At 56.1% G+C, this 22,642-nt stretch carries 18 protein-coding genes and 1 tRNA gene; 7 read left to right on the top strand and 12 right to left on the bottom strand.

What is annotated here, in order from left to right; genetic code table 11:
- The first annotated feature begins 34 nt into the window (after window positions 1–34).
- The 3 genes from fsa to AADA04_RS11000 all read left to right on the top strand — a co-directional run bounded on the left by fsa (window position 35) and on the right by AADA04_RS11000 (window position 2,569).
- Window positions 35–685 carry a fructose-6-phosphate aldolase gene (fsa, locus tag AADA04_RS11010; protein ID WP_340693316.1) on the top strand — a complete coding sequence of 217 codons (651 nt, stop codon included), beginning with the start codon at window positions 35–37 and terminating at the stop codon, window positions 683–685.
- Between the two features lie 8 nt (window positions 686–693).
- On the top strand, window positions 694–1,509 hold the full coding sequence (thiD, locus tag AADA04_RS11005; RefSeq protein WP_340693315.1) for a bifunctional hydroxymethylpyrimidine kinase/phosphomethylpyrimidine kinase: 816 nt from the start codon (window positions 694–696) through the stop codon (window positions 1,507–1,509).
- 241 nt (window positions 1,510–1,750) lie between these two features.
- A complete protein-coding gene (locus AADA04_RS11000; protein ID WP_340693314.1) occupies window positions 1,751–2,569 on the top strand; it encodes a PhzF family phenazine biosynthesis protein in 819 nt (272 codons plus the stop codon).
- A 2-nt stretch (window positions 2,570–2,571) separates the two neighbouring features.
- Here the strand turns inward: AADA04_RS11000 and AADA04_RS10995 are convergent, their stop codons facing one another.
- Window positions 2,572–3,738, bottom strand: a complete 1,167-nt coding sequence (locus AADA04_RS10995) for an acyltransferase (RefSeq protein WP_340693313.1) — start codon at window positions 3,736–3,738, stop codon at window positions 2,572–2,574.
- Window positions 3,739–3,994: 256 nt separating this feature from the next.
- On the opposite strand from AADA04_RS10995, the gene AADA04_RS10990 reads away from it, so the two are divergent.
- The 4 genes from AADA04_RS10990 to AADA04_RS10975 all read left to right on the top strand — a co-directional run bounded on the left by AADA04_RS10990 (window position 3,995) and on the right by AADA04_RS10975 (window position 9,952).
- Window positions 3,995–4,705, top strand: a complete 711-nt coding sequence (locus AADA04_RS10990; RefSeq protein ID WP_340693312.1) for a polysaccharide deacetylase family protein — start codon at window positions 3,995–3,997, stop codon at window positions 4,703–4,705.
- Window positions 4,706–4,807: 102 nt separating this feature from the next.
- On the top strand, window positions 4,808–5,896 hold the full coding sequence (locus AADA04_RS10985; protein WP_340693311.1) for a hypothetical protein: 1,089 nt from the start codon (window positions 4,808–4,810) through the stop codon (window positions 5,894–5,896).
- The gene (locus AADA04_RS10980; RefSeq protein ID WP_340693310.1) at window positions 5,883–7,295 is read left to right on the top strand and encodes an MBOAT family O-acyltransferase; all 1,413 of its coding nucleotides are present in this window, start codon (window positions 5,883–5,885) and stop codon (window positions 7,293–7,295) included. The genes AADA04_RS10985 and AADA04_RS10980 overlap by 14 nt, the downstream gene beginning before the upstream one ends.
- A gap of 200 nt (window positions 7,296–7,495) precedes the next feature.
- On the top strand, window positions 7,496–9,952 hold the full coding sequence (locus tag AADA04_RS10975; RefSeq protein WP_340693309.1) for a TonB-dependent receptor: 2,457 nt from the start codon (window positions 7,496–7,498) through the stop codon (window positions 9,950–9,952).
- A gap of 312 nt (window positions 9,953–10,264) precedes the next feature.
- Here the strand turns inward: AADA04_RS10975 and AADA04_RS10970 are convergent, their stop codons facing one another.
- From AADA04_RS10970 to AADA04_RS10920, 11 genes are all read right to left on the bottom strand, one after another.
- Window positions 10,265–11,290, bottom strand: a complete 1,026-nt coding sequence (locus AADA04_RS10970) for a restriction endonuclease (protein ID WP_340693308.1) — start codon at window positions 11,288–11,290, stop codon at window positions 10,265–10,267.
- A 32-nt stretch (window positions 11,291–11,322) separates the two neighbouring features.
- The gene (locus tag AADA04_RS10965) at window positions 11,323–12,498 is read right to left on the bottom strand and encodes a hypothetical protein (RefSeq protein WP_340693307.1); all 1,176 of its coding nucleotides are present in this window, start codon (window positions 12,496–12,498) and stop codon (window positions 11,323–11,325) included.
- Window positions 12,485–13,021, bottom strand: coding sequence for an ImmA/IrrE family metallo-endopeptidase (locus AADA04_RS10960; RefSeq protein ID WP_340693306.1), 537 nt, complete (start codon window positions 13,019–13,021; stop codon window positions 12,485–12,487). The genes AADA04_RS10965 and AADA04_RS10960 overlap by 14 nt, the downstream gene beginning before the upstream one ends.
- Before the next feature lie 157 nt (window positions 13,022–13,178).
- Window positions 13,179–15,788, bottom strand: coding sequence for a DEAD/DEAH box helicase family protein (locus AADA04_RS10955; protein WP_340693305.1), 2,610 nt, complete (start codon window positions 15,786–15,788; stop codon window positions 13,179–13,181).
- A gap of 4 nt (window positions 15,789–15,792) precedes the next feature.
- Window positions 15,793–17,613 (bottom strand): site-specific DNA-methyltransferase, encoded by a 1,821-nt coding sequence (locus AADA04_RS10950; protein WP_340693304.1) that lies wholly within the window; start codon window positions 17,611–17,613, stop codon window positions 15,793–15,795.
- Between the two features lie 82 nt (window positions 17,614–17,695).
- A complete protein-coding gene (locus AADA04_RS10945) occupies window positions 17,696–17,917 on the bottom strand; it encodes a YozE family protein (protein WP_340693303.1) in 222 nt (73 codons plus the stop codon).
- A 257-nt stretch (window positions 17,918–18,174) separates the two neighbouring features.
- Window positions 18,175–19,617, bottom strand: a complete 1,443-nt coding sequence (locus tag AADA04_RS10940) for an AAA family ATPase (RefSeq protein WP_340693302.1) — start codon at window positions 19,615–19,617, stop codon at window positions 18,175–18,177.
- Window positions 19,614–20,087 (bottom strand): bifunctional DNA primase/polymerase, encoded by a 474-nt coding sequence (locus tag AADA04_RS10935; RefSeq protein WP_340693301.1) that lies wholly within the window; start codon window positions 20,085–20,087, stop codon window positions 19,614–19,616. Before AADA04_RS10935 ends, AADA04_RS10940 begins: the two co-directional genes overlap by 4 nt.
- 337 nt (window positions 20,088–20,424) lie before the next feature.
- Window positions 20,425–21,162: a hypothetical protein gene (locus AADA04_RS10930; protein WP_340693300.1), complete on the bottom strand. Its 738-nt coding sequence runs from the start codon at window positions 21,160–21,162 to the stop codon at window positions 20,425–20,427.
- Window positions 21,155–22,342, bottom strand: coding sequence for an integrase arm-type DNA-binding domain-containing protein (locus tag AADA04_RS10925; RefSeq protein WP_340693299.1), 1,188 nt, complete (start codon window positions 22,340–22,342; stop codon window positions 21,155–21,157). The genes AADA04_RS10930 and AADA04_RS10925 overlap by 8 nt, the downstream gene beginning before the upstream one ends.
- 185 nt (window positions 22,343–22,527) lie before the next feature.
- Window positions 22,528–22,614, bottom strand: a tRNA-Leu gene (locus AADA04_RS10920).
- Window positions 22,615–22,642: the final 28 nt, after the last annotated feature.

The following is a 22,642-nucleotide window of genomic DNA, read 5'->3' as shown; positions in this document are numbered from 1 at the left end:
TTTCCCGAAACCCCTTCAAGACCGGATCCCAGACATGAAATTCTTCGTCGACACCGCCGACACCAAGGATATTGCCGAACTCGCCGCGACCGGCCTGATCGATGGCGTCACGACCAATCCTTCCCTGATCGCAAAGTCCGGTCGCCCGTTTGCGGAAGTAATCAAGGAGATTTGTGGACTGACAAATGGTCCGGTCAGTGCGGAAGTCGTCGCGACAGATGTCGATGGCATGGTGCGCGAAGGGCGCAAGCTCGCCAAGATTGCCGAGAACGTGGCCGTGAAGCTGCCGCTGACCTGGGACGGGCTCAAGGCCTGTCGTACCCTGTCGGACGAAGGGACAGCGGTGAACGTGACGCTTTGCTTCTCGGCCAACCAGGCCTTGCTCGCTGCCAAGGCTGGCGCGGCATTCATCTCGCCATTCATCGGACGCCTCGACGATATCAATATCGACGGCATGGAGCTGATCAGCGACATCCGCCAGATCTATGACAATTATCTTTTCGATACCGAGATCCTGGCTGCGTCGATCCGCACGCCGAACCACGTCAAACTGTCGGCCCTCGCTGGCGCTGACGTTGCAACGATGCCGCCAAACGTGATCAAGAGCCTCGTCAACCATCCGCTGACGGATAAAGGCCTTGAAACCTTCCTGGCGGACGCGAAGAAGGCAGACATCAAGGTCTGATGCGCTCCATGAAAAAGGCCGAAGGCCCCGAGGGCCGGGTCCTCATCATCGCCGGGTCGGACTCAGGCGGCGGCGCCGGCATTCAGGCGGACATCAAGACGGTGACGATGCTGGGTGGTTTTGCCATGACAGCCGTTACCGCGATCACTGTGCAGGATACGAAAGGCGTGCACGGCGTTTGGCCGGTACCCGTGGACGCTGTCATCGGCCAGATTCAGGTGACACTGGCCGACATTGGTGCAGACGTGATCAAGACAGGCATGCTGGGCTCGGCAGCACTGGTCGAGGCGATTGCCGAGTGCCTGGCAGAAGTGGCATCGATGGCGCCGCGCGTGATCGATCCGGTCATGGTTGCGACGTCTGGCGACCGGCTGGTTGATGCCAAGGCAGTTGACGCGATCCGGTCCGAACTGGTGTCGCGCGCGCGTCTCGTCACGCCGAATGCGCCAGAGGCGGAAGTGCTGACCGGGAAGGTCGTCGAGACGGTGGACGGTCAGCGTCGTGCCGCTGAACGCCTGTTGGAACTCGGTGCGCATGGCGCCCTGATCAAGGGCGGACACATTGGTGGCAACAAGATCACCGACGTGCTGCAGACAACGACAGGTGAGTGGATATTCGAAAGTCCCCGCATCGTGACAATGTCGACGCACGGCACGGGCTGCACGCTGGCGTCGGCGATTGCCGCCCACCTTGCGCAGGGGGCGAGCGTGCCGGACGCAGTGGAGCGCGGCCGCGAATATCTGATCGGTGCGATCCGGGCAGCGAAACCGCTCGGCAAGGGCCATGGCCCCGTTAATCATGGCTGGGTGCTGGACAGCGAATGAAGTGCAGCATTGGACGGAAGAGCGCCCCAGGGGTTTGACCAAGGCAGTTGACGGTAAAAGTCGGGAGGGCCAGCCAACCTCTGCCATCCAATGATGCGTTCCGAGAATAGCGCGCCAGGCGATGAACGGCGGCTGAACGTGCCAAGATGCGTTAGAAAAGCTGAACGCCCATTTATGAATTCTGGTTTTTCCCGGACGCGGGACTGTGCGAGAGAGAGTGACCGCTAACGGAGATAACCCGATGCCTGCGCTACCATTCTATCAGGTTGACGCCTTTGCTTCCCGCGCCTTCGAGGGAAATCAGGCGTGCATCATGCCGCTTGAGGCCTTTCTCGCCGATGATGTCATGTTGGCGATCGCTGCGGAAAACAATGTGGCCGAGACGGCCTATATCGTTCGCACGGCGGAAACGAGCTGGCACTTGCGCTGGTTTACTCCGGCAGTTGAAGTGCCGCTCTGCGGTCACGCGACTCTCGCTGCCGCCCATGTTCTGTTCACGCACGAAGGCTTTGCTGGAGACGCTATTTCCTTCGACACAGTCAAATCCGGTCGCTTGACCGTGCGCAAGCTGAAGGATGGACGTCTGGAGATGGACTTTCCCTCGGCGCCTGTGAAGGAGTTTGTGGTGACCGATGACGTGACTGCCGCGCTGGGTGCAAGGCCTGTCCAGGCTTGGGGCGGCATGTTCTATGCGGCCATGTTCGAGACGCCGGAGACGGTTCGCGCGCTGGCGCCTGATCTCAAGGCGCTGAAGTCCCTCGGCGCGCCGAGTGGCGACTGGGATCGTGGCAATTTCGGCTGCTTTGCCCCGGGCGGAGATGGCGTGGACGTCACGAGTCGTTTTTTCGCGCCGGGCAGCGGTATCGATGAGGATCCCGCCACGGGCAGTTGGCACACGATGCTGGCGCGCGTGATGTCCGAACGGTTCGGCAAGGATACGCTTGGCTGTTTCCAGGCCTATCCGGGCCGAGGCGCGCGTATCGATACTGTATTGCAAGGCGAACGGGTGAAGCTCATCGGCCGCGCTGTCACCACGATCGAGGGTCGGTTCTTCCTTTAGCCTCAGTCGGCAATACCGCCCGGGCGCGCCAATGCCCGACCACCCGGGAAACGCAAGAGCTGCACCTCTGCCTTGTTGAGCATCGCGCGAAGCCAGGCGCCAATGACGGGCTCTGCAATCCAGGCGATTAGCCACGCAAGCGCGATGACTGCCGCAAGCGCAAATGCCAACGCCAAATATGGCCTCATGCCGGCCTGGATGAGAATATGCATCAAGCCGGCGCCGACCACGTTGTGAACAAGATACAGGGGATAGGTTGCCTGCCCGAGTTTGCGGGTCAGGGCGCGCGTTCGCAACGAACGCGGGCGGAAGGTGCCTGGCCAACGGGTGAACATGAACATGAAAGCGAGAATGACCAACCAGACAATCATCGGCTCTTCGATCGAGAATCCTGAAGCGGCGGGTGCCTCGACCAATTGGAGCGACTCGGCTCGCAAGCCGATACCGATGAGTGCGACCCCTATCGCCGTCCCGAGGCCGATATAGTCCAGCATCCCATTACGCCGGCCACTGGATTTCCACATCCAGATTCCGATCGCGAAAAGGGGGCCGTGCTGCAGTAAAAGGACATCGGAATGGAGCCATATCCATCCGGACTCCGGCAGCATTCCCAAGCTGATTGCGCCAAGATAGGCACCGCTGAGCAGCGTCAAAACCCATGCGTAGAGAGTGACGTGCTGGAATTGATGGAAAGCGAGCAAAAGGAAGATTGTGGCATAGAAACAGACTTCGACGGCGAGCGACCAATACACACCGTCGATCCAGTTTGGCAGGGGCCAGAGCGCCATGGCGTGAAAATAGGGGCCTATGAGTTCCGACGGCGGACGGTGTGCGATGGCGAGCCACGCAACCAGCGTGATTGTCGCGCAAATCCATGCCGCAGGGTACAGGCGTAGCGTCCGACTCTTGAGGAAGGAGATCGGCGACGCCCCATTGGCTGAATTTGCAATGACGAAGCCGGAAATCACGAAGAAGACGTTTACGCCGATCCAGCCAAACCAGGTGACCGATGCCAGTTTCGGAAGGGCATTGACGTGCGCAAAGATGCGCGAGGTTGAAGAAGTTTCCGAGGCCCAGGAATAGAAGCCGAGATGGAACAGGGCGACGGAAAGCGCTGCCAAAAAGCGAATGGCATCCAGCGGGTAGTAGTAGGTGCGATCCTTCCCCATCAGGTCTCCGGCCCCTTCGGAATACGCGCTGAAGGGTGCACCGGAATACTAGGACCCGGAATTAACCAAATACAAGAATGTTCGCGTGTCGGGAGTCTTTTGCCGGCTTCTTTGGTACGGTTTGCGGGGATCACGAAAGCCGGATAACATCGGATACCGGATCGTCGGTATCTCTACTGGATTGTTTTACATGAAAATTCGTCAGGAAGTGCGTGCGTGGCAACAGACTAGCATATTGATTGTGTGCGCCTTGGCTATGGCGGCCTGTTCCGACGCGACACCCGCCGAACCGGCCGCGATTGCATGTGACAGCACGAAGCTCGGTGTTGAGCGAACGATTGCGGTGACGGCAGATGCCGGATCGATCGAGACGCTTCTGAACGACGGGGAAGTCGTCCTGACATTCGACGATGGCCCCGACCCGAGACGTACGCCTGCCGTACTCGCCCAACTCGATCAGCAATGCACGAAGGCGACATTCTTTCTGCTGGGAGGGCAGGCGGACCGGTATCCGGACATGGTTCGCGAGATCGCCAGGCGGGGTCATTCGCTGGGCGGTCATTCCTGGTCGCATGCGAACCTGATGACACTGACGGCAGACGCGGCGCATAGCGAAGTATCCACGGGCATGGACGCGGTTAACGCGGCTCTCGCCGGAACAGGCGCGAAGGCGATCATGTTCCGGTTTCCGTTCGTTGCGACGAATGCTGAACTTTCCGCCGATGTACGCGAAATGGGATTGCTTGAGGTTGGCGTCACAGCAGACGGAGCCGATTGGACCAAAAACCGCCCGGAGGCCTCCGTGGACATGATCCTCCAGAAGCTGGACCTGGCTGGCAGGAAAGGGGTCATCCTTCTCCACGATCCGTTCGATAAATCGGATGAGCGGGTCAACCTGTTGCTGTCCCGGCTGAAACTCGATGGCTACCGGATCGTGGCGCTCGGCTCGGCAGAAACCGGCCAGTAACCAATCCCACCCCATGGCATGATATGTGCAACCGGAACCGGGAATCCGGTGCTATGCCCGGTCGCGACTTTTCGCCCTGCAGCCAAAGGGGAGGGCTTCTTTTTGTCGGAACGCGGAAACCTCGCGCAGGCGCGCGCTGCGCTGGTGCCGACTCTGCTCATGGCGGCAACCTTCGCGGTGATCGCCAGCGGATTCTCACTGTTTCTACGCCATCAGGCGCCCGTACCCGACATGAACGTGCTGAGCCCCAAACTGGCAGCCTACCAAGCGCAAGCCGACGCATACGATACGGTCTTCATCGGCACCTCCCGCACCTTTTACCATGTCGTGCCTGACGAAGTGGAAGCTGCGGCGGAATCCGCTGGTTGCCCGCGTCCCGACGTTTTCAATTTCGGAGTCTTCGGCCTGACCGGCGCCGAACAGGACTGGCTTGTCGATCATGTGCTCGAAGCAGGAAAAGGCACGCTTCGCACGGTCGTGATTGAGGACCCGCTGCCAGAGGCCCGGGCGCTCGATAACGCTACGAACGAGCGCGCGCGGTTTTTCCATGGGCCGGCAGAATACGGGCCGACGATAAAAAGCATTGCCTCCTTTCCGGAGTCCGCACCGAAGAAGATATTCAGGCTCGGCATGTTTGGCGCCGGCGCCGCCTATGACCTTTCGGGCGTCGGGCGCGCTGCGGCGCTATTTTTTCCGGCACCGGAAAAGCCGGCCCCGTTCAAGCTCGATATGGGGTTCGACGGGTTCGAGATCCTTGGGTCCCAGCCGACGCCGGACATTGATGCGCGCAGGAAAGATTTTCTGGAACATCCGGACAAGTTCGACGCCGCAATGGCGCGCTACGGCGCGGCGAGCGATGAGAACGTTGCCGCTCGCGCGATCTATCTTGAAGACCGCTTGCGGCGGATCCGGGCGCTTGGGCTCAACGCCGCGCTTTTCATTTCTCCGGACCCTGAAGAACTCGACCGCACGCCGCGTGTGGGCGTGGAGCTTGCGCGCATCGCGCCTGACCTGCCGGTGCTGAATTTCAATCGGCCCGACGCCTATCCAGACCTCTTTGAACGCGGCCTTTGGTTTGATCAGAGCCATTATGGCGAAGCCGGTGCCCGGGCGCTCAGCCGGGTCTTGGGCGCCGAATTGTGCAGCGAACTGAAACGGTCCGATGCGGGAGCGCAGCATGCTATTCGTTGAGCCGCGCTTCTTCCTGTTCTTCGGTGTTGTATTCGCTCTGACATGGGCGCTGCGGAGCAATCTCTGGCGCAAGCGGGTCCTGACGCTTGCGTCCTATGTCTTCTATGGCGCGTGGGATTGGCGCTTTCTCGGCCTGATCCTGTTGATCACCGTGATCAGTTACCTCGTCGGCGTGGCAGCAAACCGCTATCCGCCGGGGGACAGGACCCGCCAGCTCGCGCTGGCGGTCGGCATTTCGGCGTCGCTTGGCGTGCTTGGCGTGTTCAAGTATTTCAACTTCTTTGCCGACAGCTTTGTCGATTTTGCCGGCCTCATGGGTTTCAATGCGGGTTCGGTGACGCTGAACCTGGTCCTGCCGGTCGGGATCAGTTTCTATACGTTCCAGGCCATCTCCTACATGGTCGATACCCATCGCGGCGATATTGGCGCGCGGCGCTCGTTCCTGGACGTCGCCTTCTACATCGCCTTTTTTCCGCAACTCGTCGCAGGCCCGATCGTGCGGGCCTCCGAATTTATCCCACAGATGGATACGGCGCGGAAATGGGCCGATGTCAGCGTCCGGGCATGCCTCACACTGTTCCTGATCGGTTTCATCAAGAAGGCCTGTATCTCCGACAATATCGCGCAATATGTAGACGTCATCTTCGCTGACCCGTCTTCGTTTGCCGCCTCGCAGGTTGTCGCCGGCGTGTTGCTCTATGGCATCCAGATCTATTGCGATTTCTCGGGCTATTCGGATATGGCGATCGCATGCGCCGGCCTGCTCGGGTACAAGTTCCCGGCCAACTTCGACTCGCCCTATCTGTCACCGGACATCCAGGACTTCTGGCGCCGCTGGCATATCAGCCTGTCATCCTGGTTGCGTGATTATCTCTACATTCCGCTGGGCGGCAACCGGCGCGGCAATGCGCGGCGGGACGTCAACCTGATGACGACAATGGTGCTGGGTGGATTGTGGCACGGCGCCTCGTTCAATTTCGTGATCTGGGGCTTCCTGCACGGCATCGCCCTGATCGTGCAGCGCGGCTGGAATAACCTGGTCGCTCGCCGCGTGCCGGCCATGGGCCTCATCGGCGGATTCATTGGCGGGGCGGTGACATATTACTGGGTGAACCTGGCCTGGATTTTCTTCCGCGCGGCTGATCTCGGCGAAGCGCTGGCGATTTCGCGCACCTATCTGACCTGGTCATCGAGGGGCGACAATGTTTTGCCAATCGCGGTCTGGCCACTTCTCGCGGGGCTGGGCCTGGTACATTGGCTGTCGCACCGTTTCGGCGCGCAGGAAATGATCGAACGCCTCGGGCCGAACCGGTTTGCGGTGACATTTGGCGCCATCGCGGCAATCGCCATCGCCTTCGTGCCGCTTGGCTATCGTCCCTTCATCTACTTCCAGTTCTGATGAAAACGCCCTTGGCGGGAAAGGCTTGAAATAAATAATTCTCAAACACCCGCCTTCGATGCGCATTTGTTTGTAGTCGCATGAATTTTACTTAGTGTAACAAGAAATCGAATGCCCTGTCGCGTTTCTTTCACGCGAGCCTCGCAGAGAGATCATTAGCGGTCAGTCAGACCGCTTGATTTTTTTATGGGGTAGAATTTATGCGGTATACAGTAAGTTTTCGGGCACTCACGTGCTCGCTTGGGGTCGTAGCGCTTTCGTCGGGCATGATCGCTTTTGCCGACGACACGGCAGAGAGTGTTTCGGTCCAGGAGACGGTTGTCGTGACTGGCTCACGAGGCGCACCCAGGTCGGTTTTTGACAGTCTTTCCCCGATCGATGTGATCTCCGACAAGGCGATTGAAAGCACACCGTCCGGTGAGCTTGTCGAGGCGATGGCTACGCTTGTCCCATCGTTCAGTGTGCAGACGCTTCCTGCGCTCGATGGGTCGATATTCGTTCGCCCAGCACGTCTGCGCAACCTATCCCCAGATCAGACCCTTGTCTTGTTGAATGGCAAGCGCATGCACCGGTCTGCCATGATGATGAACCCCAGCTATGGTTCGGCTTTCCAGGCACCGGACCTTGACCAGGTGGCCCCTTCGGCCCTCAAGTCGATCGAGGTCCTGCGGGATGGCGCCGCTGCGCAGTATGGCTCTGATGCGATCGCTGGTGTGATCAACCTCAATCTCTCCGACAGCGACGAATTCAAGGCATTTGCCCAATGGGGATTGCGTTTCGCAGGCGATGGCGATGGCGTTCGCATTGGTCTGCAGGGTGGTTATCGCGCCGACAATGCATTCATTACGATTTCTGGTGAAGCGGTTAGCTCGAATCCGACATCGCGTTCCCAGAAAAGCTCGAATGTGATAGCATCAGAAGCAGCCTATCCAGATGTCGAATTTCCTGAGGTTGCGGTACGTTGGGGGCTTGCAGAGCGGGAGGCATTCCGTATCGCTGTAAACTCTGGTCTCGATGTCAACGGGATCAACCTTTATGCCTTTGGTACCTATGGCAAAGGTTCGGGCTCTGGTGACTTTAACTATCGCGGACCAGCGGGCTCATATGCCAGCATATTCGACACGAATCCGGCCTTTCCAGGCTGGTCGGCGCTGGACCTGTACCCTGCGGGCTTCACCCCCATCTTCCAATCAGATGACGAGGATTCCTCGGCGGTCATTGGTGCGAAGAAGGAATTCGACAGCGGCCTGACTCTGGATATTTCAACGGGATATGGAAGCAGCCGCATCGACTACTCGATGCGCAATTCCATAAATGCTTCGCTTGGCCCAAACAGCCCGACCTCGTTCTATGACGGTTCCGTCGAACAGATCGAAAAGAGCGTCAATCTGGATGCTTCTTATCCAGTGTCCATCGGACTGTACGAGGCTGCGACTCTGGCGGGTGGACTGGAACACCGTTCGGAAGAATATAGCATCATTCCCGGTGACCAAGCATCATGGGAAATTGGACCGGGCTCACCTGGCCTGCCATGCTGTTCAAACGGCTTTCCGGGCTATGCGCCTGTAAATTCAGGTACATACAGTCAGGACAGTAACGCGGCCTATGCAGACCTTCTCCTGCCCTTAACGGAGTCCTTCAGCACAGATTTGGCCGTTCGATATGAAGACTTCTCCACATTTGGCGAGTCTTTCACGTACAAGCTTTCGAGCCGATATGAGTTCACACCCTCGTTTGCCGTTCGTGGCAGTCTCGGAACAGGCTTCCGTGCGCCCACGCCCGCCCAGACCTATTCCGAAGGCATCTCGCAATTCCTGCCTTCGGCAAGCGCTACCATCACGACGGCTGGGCGGTTCAGCCCCATCGGTCCAGTGGCGCAATTGTTAAACAACAGGGACGGCGTCAATATTGAAGCGCTGAAGGCCGAAAAGTCCAGGAACTATTCTTTGGGCCTCGTCTGGAACACGGATTTCGGTCTTTCAACGACGGTTGATATCTATGAAATAGATATCAAGGATCGGCTCAGCACCACGCCATACTACGTGCTGACAGCGGATGAGAACGCGGCTCTGAGCGCCCTGAACATTCCTAATCTTCAGGCGATCTACTATGCCAACTTCCTACAGAACGACTACGATACCAAGACCAAAGGCATCGACATCGTTTCGACCTACCAGCGTGAGATGGGCACCGGAACAGCTGCATTCTCTGCGGCCGTAAGCTATATCGATACGTCGATCACTGGCGGTTCGCGGTCAACCAATGCCTATTCCAAGCGTTTGACGGAAGACGCGCTTCCGAAAGCACGCGCCACGGTCTCGGCCGACTACAATATTGGTGGTTGGGGCTTCACGACACGTGCTCGCTATTATGGAGAATGGTCCGACTGGCAGGACACGTTCCCGAACACGGCAACGCCCGGCGCGGCCTATCCGAAATACGACCCGCAGGTTTTCGGCGACATCGTCTTCTTCGATATTTCCGCAAAATATGATGTGACCGAAAAGATGTCGGTCCGCGTGGGGGCCGACAACGTCTTCGACACCTATCCGGATCGTGCGCGGTGGCAAACTTTCCGCGGGCTCGTCTATTCGCGCAACACGCCCTACAGCACTGACGGTGGCTATTACTATGCGCGGGTTGATTATGCCTTCTAGGCTTTGCCAGCTTTAGCCTGACGCAAGCGATTTTCAAGGATGGCCGGCACTGCGCAAGCGGGGTCGGCCATTTTCAACATGCAGAGGTAAAGTTGACTGTACGGAGCGGTGTGCTTGGCGCTCAGGCGCGCGGTCAAAACAAACGCGCTCGACAAGCGTGGATAGTGCATTGGTACCTCTGGCCGGACACACGTTGATACCAGATTGCATTGCTTTTGCTTGGTATATTTTCTATTTCTCAAAATCTACCAACGTATGCACCAACAGATTCTTGCGGTAGGCGGTTGCCGCTGGCATTCGCGCCTATTAAAACTACCCAAGGTCGACTATTCGCATTGTTCGCGCCCATGGCAGACTTGCGGCATGCTCGCGCATCGCGCGCGCAACCCAATCTAATGTCAAATGCTCCACATCGTCGGCAACTGCGATATCGGAAGTTGAATAGAGTGACGCTATGATCCGTCGACTGTCAGGACCATATGAGGACTCATTCTGAGCATCGAAAACAAGCTTCGCGCCAGAATAGGTCGCCTTGCATTGAAGAAACCCGGTAGCGCGCCCGTTAACGTCGAATCCGAGACCATCAATGCCACCGTCACCGCTTCCGCCTGTCTGAATCCATTGCATCTCCGGGTTTTGAATCTGGAGGATTGCAACGGTCAAATGCTCGAAAGATTCTGGTGAGATGAATGTCCAGATACGCCTTTTTATTTCGGCAATGTCCGAGGTAGGCTCCAGTTGGGCTGGAACTTGGCCACGCAGCAGGCCGTCGAGTGTATTCCATGGCTCGAAACCCATGCTCGGCCATGGACGGATTCGCGCTCGCAAACCTCTTCCAAACAGCGAATATCGCATCCACGCCGGAATGTGCACCAAAGGTATTGGCTTCCACTCGTCAACTCGCCATCCCTGTGCAACATCTCCCCAGTGCCGATTTTCGGGGTCAGTATCGAGGCCTGCTCGTTGCCGCAACTTGATGTACTCTGTGCCCCAGGACGGATTTGATTCTACCACAAATTCGAGTGTGCGGCCCACAAACACAACTCCTTCTGCGGGTCTTGGACAAACTACAATCGAGCCCCGTTGCGCATCGCGCACGAGATTTCGGTTCGTAGATTTCGGTGTCTTGTGCGGCGTTCTGGGGCGAGAGTGTTCGCGCGTCCAATTTTCCTCATCGGTGGCGGGGCTGATGATAGATGTTGCGAGGTCACTTTCAAAATTTGAGGCGTTCTCTCGCCAAAGCGGGTAGCCGATGAAAGCCATTTTTGCGAGTTTCGCTATCTCCATGGCGTCGCAGCTTTGAGGGCGATTGCGAACGTAAAAGACAATTCGGGCCATCGCTTAGAATCCTTGAAAGAACCTTTTTTCTTCTATCCGCCGGAGGTTCGTGAAGGCCCACCCTTTAGAACTTTGCCAACAAGCGTTTCCATCTCGTCGTCGTGAACTTCTTCCTCAGCTACGCCGTCAACGGGTGGGGCAGGTTGGTTAAGTATCTCAATCTTCGCGAGTTCTTTGGCCCAAATATCGGCCGTTTGTTTGAGTAGAAGCGCATAGTTTTTTGGAATCGTGCAAAAAACCTTATCGTCGCAACCAAAGATGAATGGCTCAAAAAGCTTGTTTTTGGCGTCTTCAAAGAACACCTTGACGTATTGTTTTACGTCTCGCAAATCACACTCAGCATCAGGCGATCTAAGCTTATCTTCGGCCTTGATAAGTTCGTCATCTGGGGATGCAGCGTCTATCCAAAAGATCGGATATGGGATTCCACTCAGAACACCTTTCATGCTTTCGCGCCCGTGATATCGAAGGGCAATTTTGTCGTGCACTTCAGCATCATAGGCGAAGTTGGCCAGAAAAAACGCTACCTCAACTGAGACTGGAAAGCGTCGAGAGCTTGCAAACCCCGCAATCCTAAACCCTGTATCAACCGCTGGCCCTATGTAATCTTTGACATAATCGCTGTTGCCCCCATCGCCCTTCGATTTGTACCATTCATTCAGGCGGTAGTACTGTCCAAACTTTCCAGCGTGTTCAGGTGAACCAGGCTCAACGTTCGACAAGTTGCGCGAGAATGCGACTTCGTGATTTCCGATTGGAAACCCAGCCATCCAAGCGGTTGCCTTCACGTCCAAACTCGCATTGCGTTCGTGGAGATGTGACCGATATCGCAATAGTGCTTCGCGCCATGAATACAGCGCTGCAACTATTTGGCCAGGATGCGAGATCGTGAGAACGTAGATTAATTCATCGCCATTCACCTTCCAAAGCGACGGCGTGTCACCGACTATCCAGTGTGGTTTTGCGATACCATCTTCCGAGAATGCTTTCTTCCACTCTTCAGTGAACATCTCCTCGAAACCGCTATAGAAATCGATCAAATAGCGGAACCATCGAGCTCCGATTCCGTCGAGCGATTCGGTCGTAGCAGAGTTTCCGTTTAGAACGTCTTCATCGTGCTTCAGCTTGGTGGACCCCACCAAGTCCACACTTAGAAACAGCTTTATGGTAGGCTTCAGGAATTCTGGAAGATCATCAAGATTCGACATCAACACAGAGCGTCTTGGCGCGAATCTCGACTGCTTGCCTTGACACCTTAAAATGTCGAGAAATATGCCCCGTCGAATGTTTGGCAGCGAGCGTCTTGAACTCGGAACTTGGCATCAAGAAAGCAGATGCGAACCAATTCGCTTCCCACTCAGCCCTATCGGAACCGTATCGGCTTGCTCGGAGTCTAAATTCCGGCTTCTTCTTCACCTGAATCTGCCACAGGTAATGTAGCACATAGTGCCCAAGTTCGTGGGCTATCGTAAATCGGTCGCGGAGCTCAGAGGTATCGACTGGAACAAAGATTGAAAAGTCATTGCGGGCTCGCACTTCCAATGAACCAGATTCCCGAGAGCCTTCGGACCAGAAGTCTTTCAGGTGAACGTCGCCACCAAGCTCCTCAATCAGAGGGTGCAAATCGCAATCTGGTTTGTAAGCAACCTGCTTAGCCACGTTTTCAGCAATGCGGAAAACGGAGTCTTTGCTCAAATTGGTTGCTTCGGGTGGCCGGAATTCAGCGGTCATAAGTCAACGGGTCCCATCCTTGGGTGGTCGAATCAGTCTGTACTAGCTTCGGCACAATTAGAGAACACAGTTTATGGGGAGGTTAAAGGGGTGATTCAATCTCTATTTGCAGATATGGGGCGGCTAAACGCCGCGATATCAAAATTTCCGATGCACCTCAAGACAGGTGCTTTGGCAGCGCCGTCTTCCATTCGCTCATTAAGATCAACTTGCACTCAACCGTCTCTCCTTGCGCAGTGATCACTTCGAGTGCGCCTGCCGGGGTGGTCGTGTCCCATTCGAAGTTGTCGGAGAGAAGTTCCAGCAAGGCGCGCTTGTAAGCCGTGTCGAGATTGTCGAGTTGGTCGCCCTTGGTCTCTAGAACGGTCAGGCGTTTGGTCCCGTCTTTGCGGATGGCTGCAAAGACGAAGTCCGGATAGACGCGGCCACGTTTCCAGCCGGGCAGGCCGTACTGGGTCCGCGCGACGTTACGGTGCCACCAGTTTAGGGCTTCGTCCTTGTCGAGATAGATTGCGACGTCGCGCTCGTCCTTGTTCAATTCATATTCGTAGACAGGTGCGAATAGGCTGAGTTGAATTGGCGAGCCATCGTCTCGCACGAGTTGGCGACCATTCAAGGGCTCGTTCGTCTCGACGGTTTGCGGCATCTTCCAGTTGCGTCCGTCAACACGAAGACGGAATTGAATGTCGCCTTTGGTGACGTTGGCCTTGAACAGGGCTTCCGCCCGCGCGTCGCGCTCCTTTTCCAGCCCTTTGCGTAACTCGTCGATGATCAGACCGCCCAAGCCATTGATTTTATCGTCGGAAAAACCGCGTCCTTTGAGTGCCGCTAAAAGGCGCTCCACGACGACGCGACCGACAAATGGATTGGGCACCAGATCGGAAACCATGCGAACAGCATAGGTCGGGTCGAAGTCGGTGACGGCGGCGCCATCGCCGACTTGCTCGCCAATAATCGGCTCGCCGTCGTCGGCGAGTCGTATGCGCTGTAGTTGTGATACCGCCGCTTGGGCATTCTCTGGAATGTTCGCAGCAATTCCGGAAGGATCAAAGTTACGCCAATCTATCGCCGACAGAAGATCGGTCTCGTAGTCAAAGTTTCGCAGCGCTTCTCCCTCCGTCTGGAGCACCAGGGGCAGATAGATGCGCGATGCATTGAACTCCTTGCGGCGCGTCACCTTGCGCGTGCCGGTCGCCGTCGCCTCTCCGTCAGACGTACTCACCGACAGGACCAGGTCGCCCAGTCCATCCTTCTCCAAACCGCCCTTGATCGCCTTCACGACGTCGCCTGTGCTCGCATGGTGCGTCACCACGTAGCACTCATCCAACGCGTCCACGCCCGTCTTGAGTGCGCCGGGTTGGCGTAGAATCCTGCCAACAAGTTGGGTCATGGCGTTCTGGTTGGAACGCGCGGCGAGCGAGCACAGGACGTAGGCGAACGGGCAGTCCCACCCCTCCTGCAAGGCCTGCATCGTAATGATAACGCGCACGCGGTTGGTAGGCGACAGAAGGTCTAGATTTTCCGGTTGGCTGAGGTCATTCGTCTCCGCCGTCTTGATCGCTATTTCCGCTTCGTCGAATCCGGCTGTCAAAAGCCAGTCCTTCGCATCCTCCGCATGAATTCGGTCATTGCCGCGCTGATCGGCTCCCGTCGCTTCGACTTGGACAAGCATGATCGGGCGGATGTATCGGTTGGAGTCGCTTTGGAATGTCGTGGCAGTCGCCTGCAAAGCGTTTAGCCGTTCCACTCCCGCATTCAGCGTCGCTTTCCAGTCCGTCCCTTGTCGCGGGTCTAGATTGAGCGGCATCTTGATCATGCCTTCGTCGTCCAGTTCTTTGCCGGTTACTTCGACGAGAAGGTTTGCATATTTTGCCGGGCGGGGATTCTTGCCGGTGCGCTCTTTCACATCCTTAGGTGTCGCGGAAAGCTCAAGGACTAAAACGGGGTTTAAGCCGTAGAGCGTTTCATAGGCGAGTTCCGAAACAGCTTTCTGTCCTTCGTCCATGATCACGATAGGACGAATAATACGTAGAGCGTTGCCAAGGGAATCTTTCACCATCGGCCAACTCGCCGTACCGTCGGCTAGATCGTAGACCGACAGATTCGGTGTCGACTTCAGAAGGGCTGCGTGGGCGGCTTGTTCGCTTTCATTTGGCGTGAAACCATGAACGTCGCCCCGGTCCTGAAACATCTTGAGCGTGTCCTTAGTTTGTCGGTTCGCCGATGCGAGCATCAGGACCATAACGCAAAGATTGGCTTCAACATCTCGGGCGTCGAGCCGGTCAGTCTTCTCCAGGATGCGAACGCGTCCAGCCGCTGCGCGGTCAAGTGTTTGCCGGTAGGGGTGTCCCCGGTCTTTCAGAGTTTTGAGCGTTTGCGTGTAGATCGCCTCGTTTGGTACAATCCAGAGAACGAAGCCCCGGTCTCGGGAAAGATACCGCCCGAGAATGCGCGAGACGCCGTGCGCAGCGAGATAGGTCTTCCCACCACCAGTAGGCACCTTGAGTGTGATATTCGGTACCGCGCGGTCGCAGCCGTCGTGGCGCGAAGAGAAGGGAATGCTGGCGCGCGACTTCGGCAGTTTACCCGCCTTCTTGATCTTGTCCCAAGCCGATTCGGCGAAGTCCTGTGCTATCGCGCCGCTGTCATCTATTCCGACGAGTGCTGCTGCAATGCGGTCGGCGTGCAGCTTGGCCTCTTTGAGAGCCTCCAGATAAGCGTCAAGCGCCTCCAGGACACGGGCTTGATAGTCGAGCGTCCTCATCATGGCATCAGCCCCGCTCGACGCGGTAGAGTGCGAAGGGGAGAGGTGCAAACTCGACGGGAAGGTTTTCCTCGGCGAGCATCTTCTGCCCCACAAACCTTGCAGGCGCGAAGACAAGATGTCTTCGGTCCTTCCCGCCTGCGCTAACAATTTTGCGCGCGAAAGAAAGCGTCAGCGCAGCGTCGGGCGACTTGAGCCAATTCAGATCGGGCTTGTATATTAACCAAACTGCGAGCCCGTTTACTTCGCCCAGGAAATAATCATTTTTGGAAACGGTCGCTGGATCAATCGGAGTGTTCGTTGCCATATGGAACAATACGCCCCCAAGACCTTCGTAGGCGGGCAGGGATTCTCCCATCAGTATGCTGTCGAGTTCGATAGGCGGACCAAGCGTGCAGTAGGTGAACTCCCCACCGAGGCCTTGAATAGATTCAATTATCGTCTCTTCACCCGTCACAATCAGTTCAGAATCTTTAATCGTCTTCGTAATCCGGTTGAACTTGTCACCGTGTAGATTGCCTATGTCCTCAACTAGGCGAACAATTTTCTCGAAATTTGCCAGCTTGCTCCAGTTGAGTTTCTCGCGATGAAGTTCGGTTCTTTTTGTTCCAGAGAATGCATAGCCAGCTATTACTCGTCGCGCTCTCTCGGCTGTCAATGCGTCGGCGTATTTCTCCATTTCCACTAAGATGAATTTTCGCTTTCCTCCGTCCTTTTCATTAGCCTCCAAAACCGCTTGAGCTGTCGTTCCAGAGCCAGAAAAGGAATCCAAAACAATTGAGTCGGAGCTCGACGCAATTTCGAGAACACGAGCAACTACGCCGATCGGTTTTGGAGTGTCGAAAGCCGCCTCTCCGAATATTTCCTTAATTTGAGCTTTCGCCAATCGGGAGCTTCCGACGTCTTTGTGATACCAAATGGTTTCCGGTGGGCGTCCATCAGAGGAGTCGGCATATATCCTGAAGTACGGAGTCCAACCATTTTTGCCTTCGCGCCATTCTATTCGGTAGGCCTCTGCCTCGACTTTCTCTCGACTCCAGCGCCACGCGCCATCGCCGCCATCTTGCAATTTAGGGAAAACTTCTGAGCCGATGGGAGAGATCAGCGGGTAGTGGAGTTTAGGGCGAGCTTCTCGTGTTTCACCCTGTCCCCCCATCGCCCTGAGAGGTTTTAGATAGTAAATCCGTCCATCTTCGTCGGTCATGTTGTAGTGTTCAGGGAGATCGTCATCGTCGGTGGAGAGGCGATTGAATACTCTGGCCACAGAGTTCTTACTGTAAGCCAAAATGAAATCGTTGCTCGACGAGAAGGTATGAGCGTCCATTCTGGGGCTGTCGGATTTTTCCCAAACCAATGTTCCAAGAGCATTCGATAGACCGAAGATTTCATCCATCATCAACTTTGCTCTATGAACCTCATTGCTATCTAGCGTCACCCAGATGCTGCCTCGTTCCGAGAGAAGCTCCCGCAGCAAACTAAGTCGTGGCCACATCATAGCGCACCATTTGTCATGGCGGAGACCATCATCAATCCCGATAGGATTCGACTCCAACCACTCCTTGATCATCGGCGCGTTGACGTTGTCGTTGTAAGCCCATCCCTCATTTCCGGTATTGTAGGGCGGGTCGATAAAGACACAGTCCACCTTGCCCGCATACATGGGCAGGAGCGCTTTCAGGGCATGGAGGTTGTCGCCCTGAATAATTAGGTTGCCATCAAGACGTGGCGCGCCAATTCCCTTGTCGGGGTGCATTTCCAGCGGGCGGAACGGCACCGACAAGTGGTGATTGTAGACGAACTCCTTGCCCTTAAAGCTAATTTCCGTCACGTAGCGCCCCTCTTGGTCTATCTCTAATTGCCAAGCGGCATACAATGGCAAGCCGCCAGGCAAGGCAAGCGCTCGTCAGCCGCTATCCAGAGGAAACTGCGGCCTGAGTGCGCTCGTACTGACGCCAGACACGTTTGCCTGCCGCCGTGGCTTTCGAACAGGCGTTCCTTTGCCTGAGGTAGTTGCTCAACTCGTCCCAGGTCTTTGCATCCGGAAAGTCAGCGACGCACTGACTATCGGAAACAAAGTCGCCATTGGGCGTGTCCGTGATCCGTCGCGACATAATGTATTTTTTGAAACTCATTGTGACATTCCTTTCAGTGGGTGTGACTGAGGGGGATAGGGTTAAGCCGTTCGCTATGGGCCCCCTCTCGCCAGATTTTCTGCCGGGGGGCACGCTGAGCCCCGGTGGCCGGCAATATTCGGAATTTTTCGGAATTCGTCTTTGTTGTTTTCGGACAACCAGGACGGACGACATGCCCCTAAAGGGAGCATGTCAGTCTGTCCGGTTCGGGGTGTCATCAGACACTTCAGACTTGTCCGAGACGTGTCCAAAAAGTCTCATCGGGTTAAAAGTCCTTCAGCGGGAGGAATGCGTACCGTATCGCCATCACTGATGATGCGCCCTTTTTGACACAGGCCAGTAAGAGCGCGATTGAAGGCCTTTGCACGGCTCTCGCGGCTCTCGGCTCCCGATACGAGAGACCCGTCAACACAAACCTTGCGCCATACTGACAATGCGACATGGGGCACCGGGTCATCCGCGAGCCAATGCGCTGGCATGAGACCAGTCAATTCGTCCAGAGCCGCTTTCTCCGAGCGAGACGGGCGGACTGCTGCCGCCACGCGATTGCCAGAGACTTCGACAAGTACAGGCGCCGTTACAGCGTCTCCATCCTCATCAAGTCCGATTTTTTCGCTTTCGATTTGGAACGCGAGAGATAGCGTGCAAGGGCCATTTCTATTCTTGGTGAGTGTCCCACGCACAACCCCTTGGCTGTCAGCTGTCTTGAGATGCAACGCGACGTCGAGCGCACCGTTGAGGATACTGTGTCCGCGCGGAGTGCCACCGCCCGCTTTGGTGTCGTGATGGATTAGGACGATGGCGGGTCCTATGTTGGCCAATGCGCGCGAAATGCGGACGACTTTGCTCATAGCCTCAGACGAGTTCTCGTCAAACCCGGGAAAACCCATTGCGAGAGTGTCCAGCACAACTAGCCGGGGGCGATGAGTTTTGATCAACGCCACAACTTCCTGGAGCTGTGCGCCATCCTCTGCCCCCAAATCTGTTAGGCCTTCAACGACGAATAGACTTGCAGTAGAGCCGTGCCTTTTGATTAGCGCTACGATTCTCGTCTTCATTCCTCGCGCATCTTCGGGTGCAAGGTAGAGGACGACCGATCTGCGGGCCATCAGGTCGAAGGCAGAGGCGCCTTGAGACAAGAGAAATGCCAGATATGGGGCTAGGACAGACTTGCCTGCGCCAGGCGCGCCAAAAATGCATACAAGGTCACCAGCGGCGATAAATGCTTTGAATAAATAGGGCGCGCGGGCATCCTGACCACAGGCGCTCGCGGGCGTGCATATTAGGCGGCTTGTTGAGTTCCTCATATCGGCGAGGGGTCTTTCCAGTAGAGCAAGCAGCCCCTTTAGGCTGTCGTCTCGAACCTTACGACCCGCTGCCAGCCCTCGCTGTATCGTGTCCAGGCATTTCGCCTCTCCATCTTCGTCGAGCGAGCCGTTCTTGCTGCACGCGGTAAGCAAATCTTTCAGTATTTCTGACTCTTGCGCCGTCTTCGAATTCGCCATCTTTCCGATGATATACGCCACTTGGTTCAGGCAATCGTTCCGTTGCCCGTCCGAAGCCTCACCGACGGCGCGGATGCAGTCTGCGTAGGAATTCAGGCGTTCAAGGGCGTCGCCTGAAGGCGCTGTCTTAGCGGGACGCTTAGCCTTTCCAGGCCCTAGCCCAGAAAAGTCAGGGAAGTCCGGAAGGGCGCTCATTTCGCCGCCTCGTAGCTTCCGACGCCCGGAATGTGACCCGCCGCAATGACGTAGCCCCCATCGGAACGCACATCGAGTCCCGGGCCTAGCTTCCCCACTGAGTTTTTGATTCCTTCTCGGTAGCCATAGTAGAGGTGGAGTCCGCCGGTGGGAGTGATAACCTTTTTTCCCTCAAACGTGTCCGGATTAATGCCGAGAGCGCGCAGGCTCTCGAATCCATCGACACCATGTTTTAGGTCAACATCCAGGACGATGATTCCATTCTGTCTTCCGGTCGGAACGGCTACCAGCGCATTGGGCCATTTCGACCCCCAGCCGCGAATTGTCTCTTTGTCGCGCGTCGCTTCATTGGTCCAGAGAACATGCGGCGTTTTCGGTCTCCCTGTTTCCCGTGCCGGGAAAACTATGAGTCCTTCGTTTGTGAGCTTTTCGGCCTCGATAGTGAAGCTAGACTTTTCGTTGGCGCACATCTCACGCACTCCCTCTTGGGAGAGGTGTTGCAGCACGACTTCGGATCAATGCGTCCAACTGGCTTTTGGGTACGCCAGCCGCGCGACCGCATGACGTCAGTTTTAAGGGAGGAGGGAGGTCGCCGCTCTTAGCGAGGGCGTAGTAAGTGCTGAGGCCTATCCCAAGGAATGCGGCGGCATCTGCTGGACGCAGCAGCGGTCCTTTTGGCGCATCGATTTCCCACGCAGTTTTAGCTTGCTCAGTAATATTCATTGCTGTCTCCGTTTTCTAAGGAGACGCCATTAAGTGCACTGGGAGAGACTCGTCACGGCAGATGCTAGCAATATGCTAGCATCTTCATACATTTTGCGTCTGAGCCGCTTTCCAAGCCTGCTCCGCTATCTTCACAACCATGTCCATAGACTTCATTTTGAATTCTTTTTCCGGAGAAACCTTGAACGTCGAGTGGCTCCCACGGCCTGTCTTGTCATCATAAAATTCACTCAATATGGAATCGACGAAATCGCGTTTCGGCAGGTTTGATTCTAACATGGCGCGCTCTGCCACGCGCCGCCGAAGCTCATTGCTGTATTGTCTCTTCGATCGTTCTTTTCCGGCCTTTGATTGTAAGTTGGATTTGCTGATCTTTGTTGTCGCGGTTCCAGTCAAAATCTCTCGAACGTCAATCGGAAGTTCCTTCAAAGCTGAGCGGTCGTCGAGTAGCTGTGACTTCCAGGGTATTTGGTATCCAGCATCGGTAGCTATCTGTATCCAAGTGCTCGGTCGTCTCGCCTCACCTTTGAGCCATTCGGACAGCTTACTGATGGCGAACCGCATGTGTTTCAAACGATTGTCTGGAGACTCGTTGTTTCGAAGGTGACTATCGCCAGGAAGATACTGAAAAATCCCCATTTCAGAAAGATCATCGCTGTCTGGATCGATGCCAAGCATGATCCACCGGGCATCGCTTTCGGTCCAAGGGCTTCGGTTCAAAAGGCGTATGAGTTCAGCCATCTCATTTTGCGACGATTGTTGGCTGAGACCGAATCCATGTGGCTCTGCCATCTCCAGACGATTTTTCCCTGCGTTATTCATTCAATGCTCCGGCAACCAATGCGGCCCACCATTCAGACATCTTCACGCGTTCATCCCAATACTGCGCGCGGTGATAGGCGCGGCGGACTTCATTTGAACTGACGTGAGCGAGTTCGGCTTCAATTGCATCGGCAGACCAGAGTCCGCTCTCGTTCAGAAGGCTGGAGGCGCTTGCGCGAAATCCGTGCGACGTCGCCTGATCTTTCCGGTACTTCATGCGGCGCAAGGCTTGGTTCAGCGTGTTCTCGCTCATCGGCTTGCTGGGGGTCGTCGCCGCAGGGAAGATGAAGTCGTCGTCGACGCGATACTCGTTGCTCGCCTTGAGGATATCAACTGCGAGCTGGGGGAGTGGCTTCTTGTGTCCCTTCCGCATTTTCATGCGTTCGGCGGGGATGGTCCAACAACCGGCCTCTAGATCGAACTCGCGCCAGCGCGCCCAGCGCAATTCTCCCGGTCTTGGGTAGAGGAGGACCATTAAGCGAAGTGCTGTCGCAGTTGGGACGGTGCCGTTGTAGACCCAAACATCTTTGACGAGTTTGGCAAAGCCGTCTCGGTCGATGATCGCGGCCCTATGCGTAACAGAGGGCGAAATCAGTGCACCGCGCAGTCCGTAAGTTGGGTCGTATTGCGTTCGGGCGGTGGCAATCGCATATCGAAAAACCTGCCCGATGGTTGAGCGCAGTCGTCGAGCCGTTTCGTAGTGTCCTTTGGACTCGACCTTACGAAGGGGCGCCAAAATGTCCGCCGCTGTGATTTCTGCGATGGGTTGTGTTCCAAACGCCGACTTTGCCATTCCGATAAACCAGCGTTTCTTTTCGAGCGTTCCTGGAGCCCGTCCTTCCTTTTCCAGTTTCTGAAGGAATTCGTCAGCAACGGCATTGAACGTGTTGTTTGCTGCGACGCGGCGTTGCTGCTTTGCGATGCGTGCTTGTCGAGAGGGGTCTTGTCCTTCCGCAAGAGTTCGCTTCGCTTCGGTGCGCCTCTGCCGCGCGAGGGAGAGTGAAGTCGATGGATAGGCACCGAACGACAAGGTTTTCTGTTTCCCGTCAAAACGGTAAGCCATCCGCCACAGCTTTGAGCCGTTCGGCGGCATATGCAGATATAGACCTTCGCCGTCGCTGACCTTGGCGGTCCTTTCACCAGGGCGAAGGTTTCGGATTTGGAGATCGGTTAGGGCCATGTCTCGAAGTCTCGCTTTGATACGAACGTCGAAAGCAAAAATTATACCAACAAATGTGCCGTCTATTGGACTAGAAGTACCAACACGTCTCTGGACGCCTTCAGAACTAACAATTGTCAAGGCGCCATTTTCATTACGGCTTGGTCCAATCTCAAGACGTTCTGGCACGCCCTGAGATAGTCCCTTGGTACCTCTGGCCGGACTCGAACCGGCACTCTGTCACCAGAAACGGATTTTGAATCCGTCGCGTCTACCAGTTCCGCCACAGAGGCCCTTTGCAGGGAAGGCTTCTCCTGCCGC

This window comes from Hyphomonas sp., assembly GCF_037969335.1.
Taxonomy (GTDB): Bacteria; Pseudomonadota; Alphaproteobacteria; order Caulobacterales; family Hyphomonadaceae; genus Hyphomonas.
Note: the sequence above shows the minus strand (reverse complement) of the source record. Positions and strands in the feature narration are given on the sequence as shown.

Coding starts and splice junctions, on each gene's coding strand:
- AADA04_RS11000 (WP_340693314.1), top strand. CDS start 1,751: ATGCCTGCGCTACCATTCTATCAGGTTGACGCCTTTGCTTCCCGCGCC.
- AADA04_RS10925 (WP_340693299.1), bottom strand. CDS start 22,342: ATGGCCCTAACCGATCTCCAAATCCGAAACCTTCGCCCTGGTGAAAGG.
- AADA04_RS10945 (WP_340693303.1), bottom strand. CDS start 17,917: ATGAGTTTCAAAAAATACATTATGTCGCGACGGATCACGGACACGCCC.
- AADA04_RS10930 (WP_340693300.1), bottom strand. CDS start 21,162: ATGAATAACGCAGGGAAAAATCGTCTGGAGATGGCAGAGCCACATGGA.
- AADA04_RS10935 (WP_340693301.1), bottom strand. CDS start 20,087: ATGTGCGCCAACGAAAAGTCTAGCTTCACTATCGAGGCCGAAAAGCTC.
- thiD (WP_340693315.1), top strand. CDS start 694: ATGAAAAAGGCCGAAGGCCCCGAGGGCCGGGTCCTCATCATCGCCGGG.
- AADA04_RS10965 (WP_340693307.1), bottom strand. CDS start 12,498: ATGTCGAATCTTGATGATCTTCCAGAATTCCTGAAGCCTACCATAAAG.
- AADA04_RS10960 (WP_340693306.1), bottom strand. CDS start 13,021: ATGACCGCTGAATTCCGGCCACCCGAAGCAACCAATTTGAGCAAAGAC.
- AADA04_RS10940 (WP_340693302.1), bottom strand. CDS start 19,617: ATGAGCGCCCTTCCGGACTTCCCTGACTTTTCTGGGCTAGGGCCTGGA.
- AADA04_RS10975 (WP_340693309.1), top strand. CDS start 7,496: ATGCGGTATACAGTAAGTTTTCGGGCACTCACGTGCTCGCTTGGGGTC.
- AADA04_RS10955 (WP_340693305.1), bottom strand. CDS start 15,788: ATGATGAGGACGCTCGACTATCAAGCCCGTGTCCTGGAGGCGCTTGAC.
- AADA04_RS10990 (WP_340693312.1), top strand. CDS start 3,995: ATGGCGGCCTGTTCCGACGCGACACCCGCCGAACCGGCCGCGATTGCA.
- AADA04_RS10970 (WP_340693308.1), bottom strand. CDS start 11,290: ATGGCCCGAATTGTCTTTTACGTTCGCAATCGCCCTCAAAGCTGCGAC.
- fsa (WP_340693316.1), top strand. CDS start 35: ATGAAATTCTTCGTCGACACCGCCGACACCAAGGATATTGCCGAACTC.
- AADA04_RS10980 (WP_340693310.1), top strand. CDS start 5,883: ATGCTATTCGTTGAGCCGCGCTTCTTCCTGTTCTTCGGTGTTGTATTC.
- AADA04_RS10995 (WP_340693313.1), bottom strand. CDS start 3,738: ATGGGGAAGGATCGCACCTACTACTACCCGCTGGATGCCATTCGCTTT.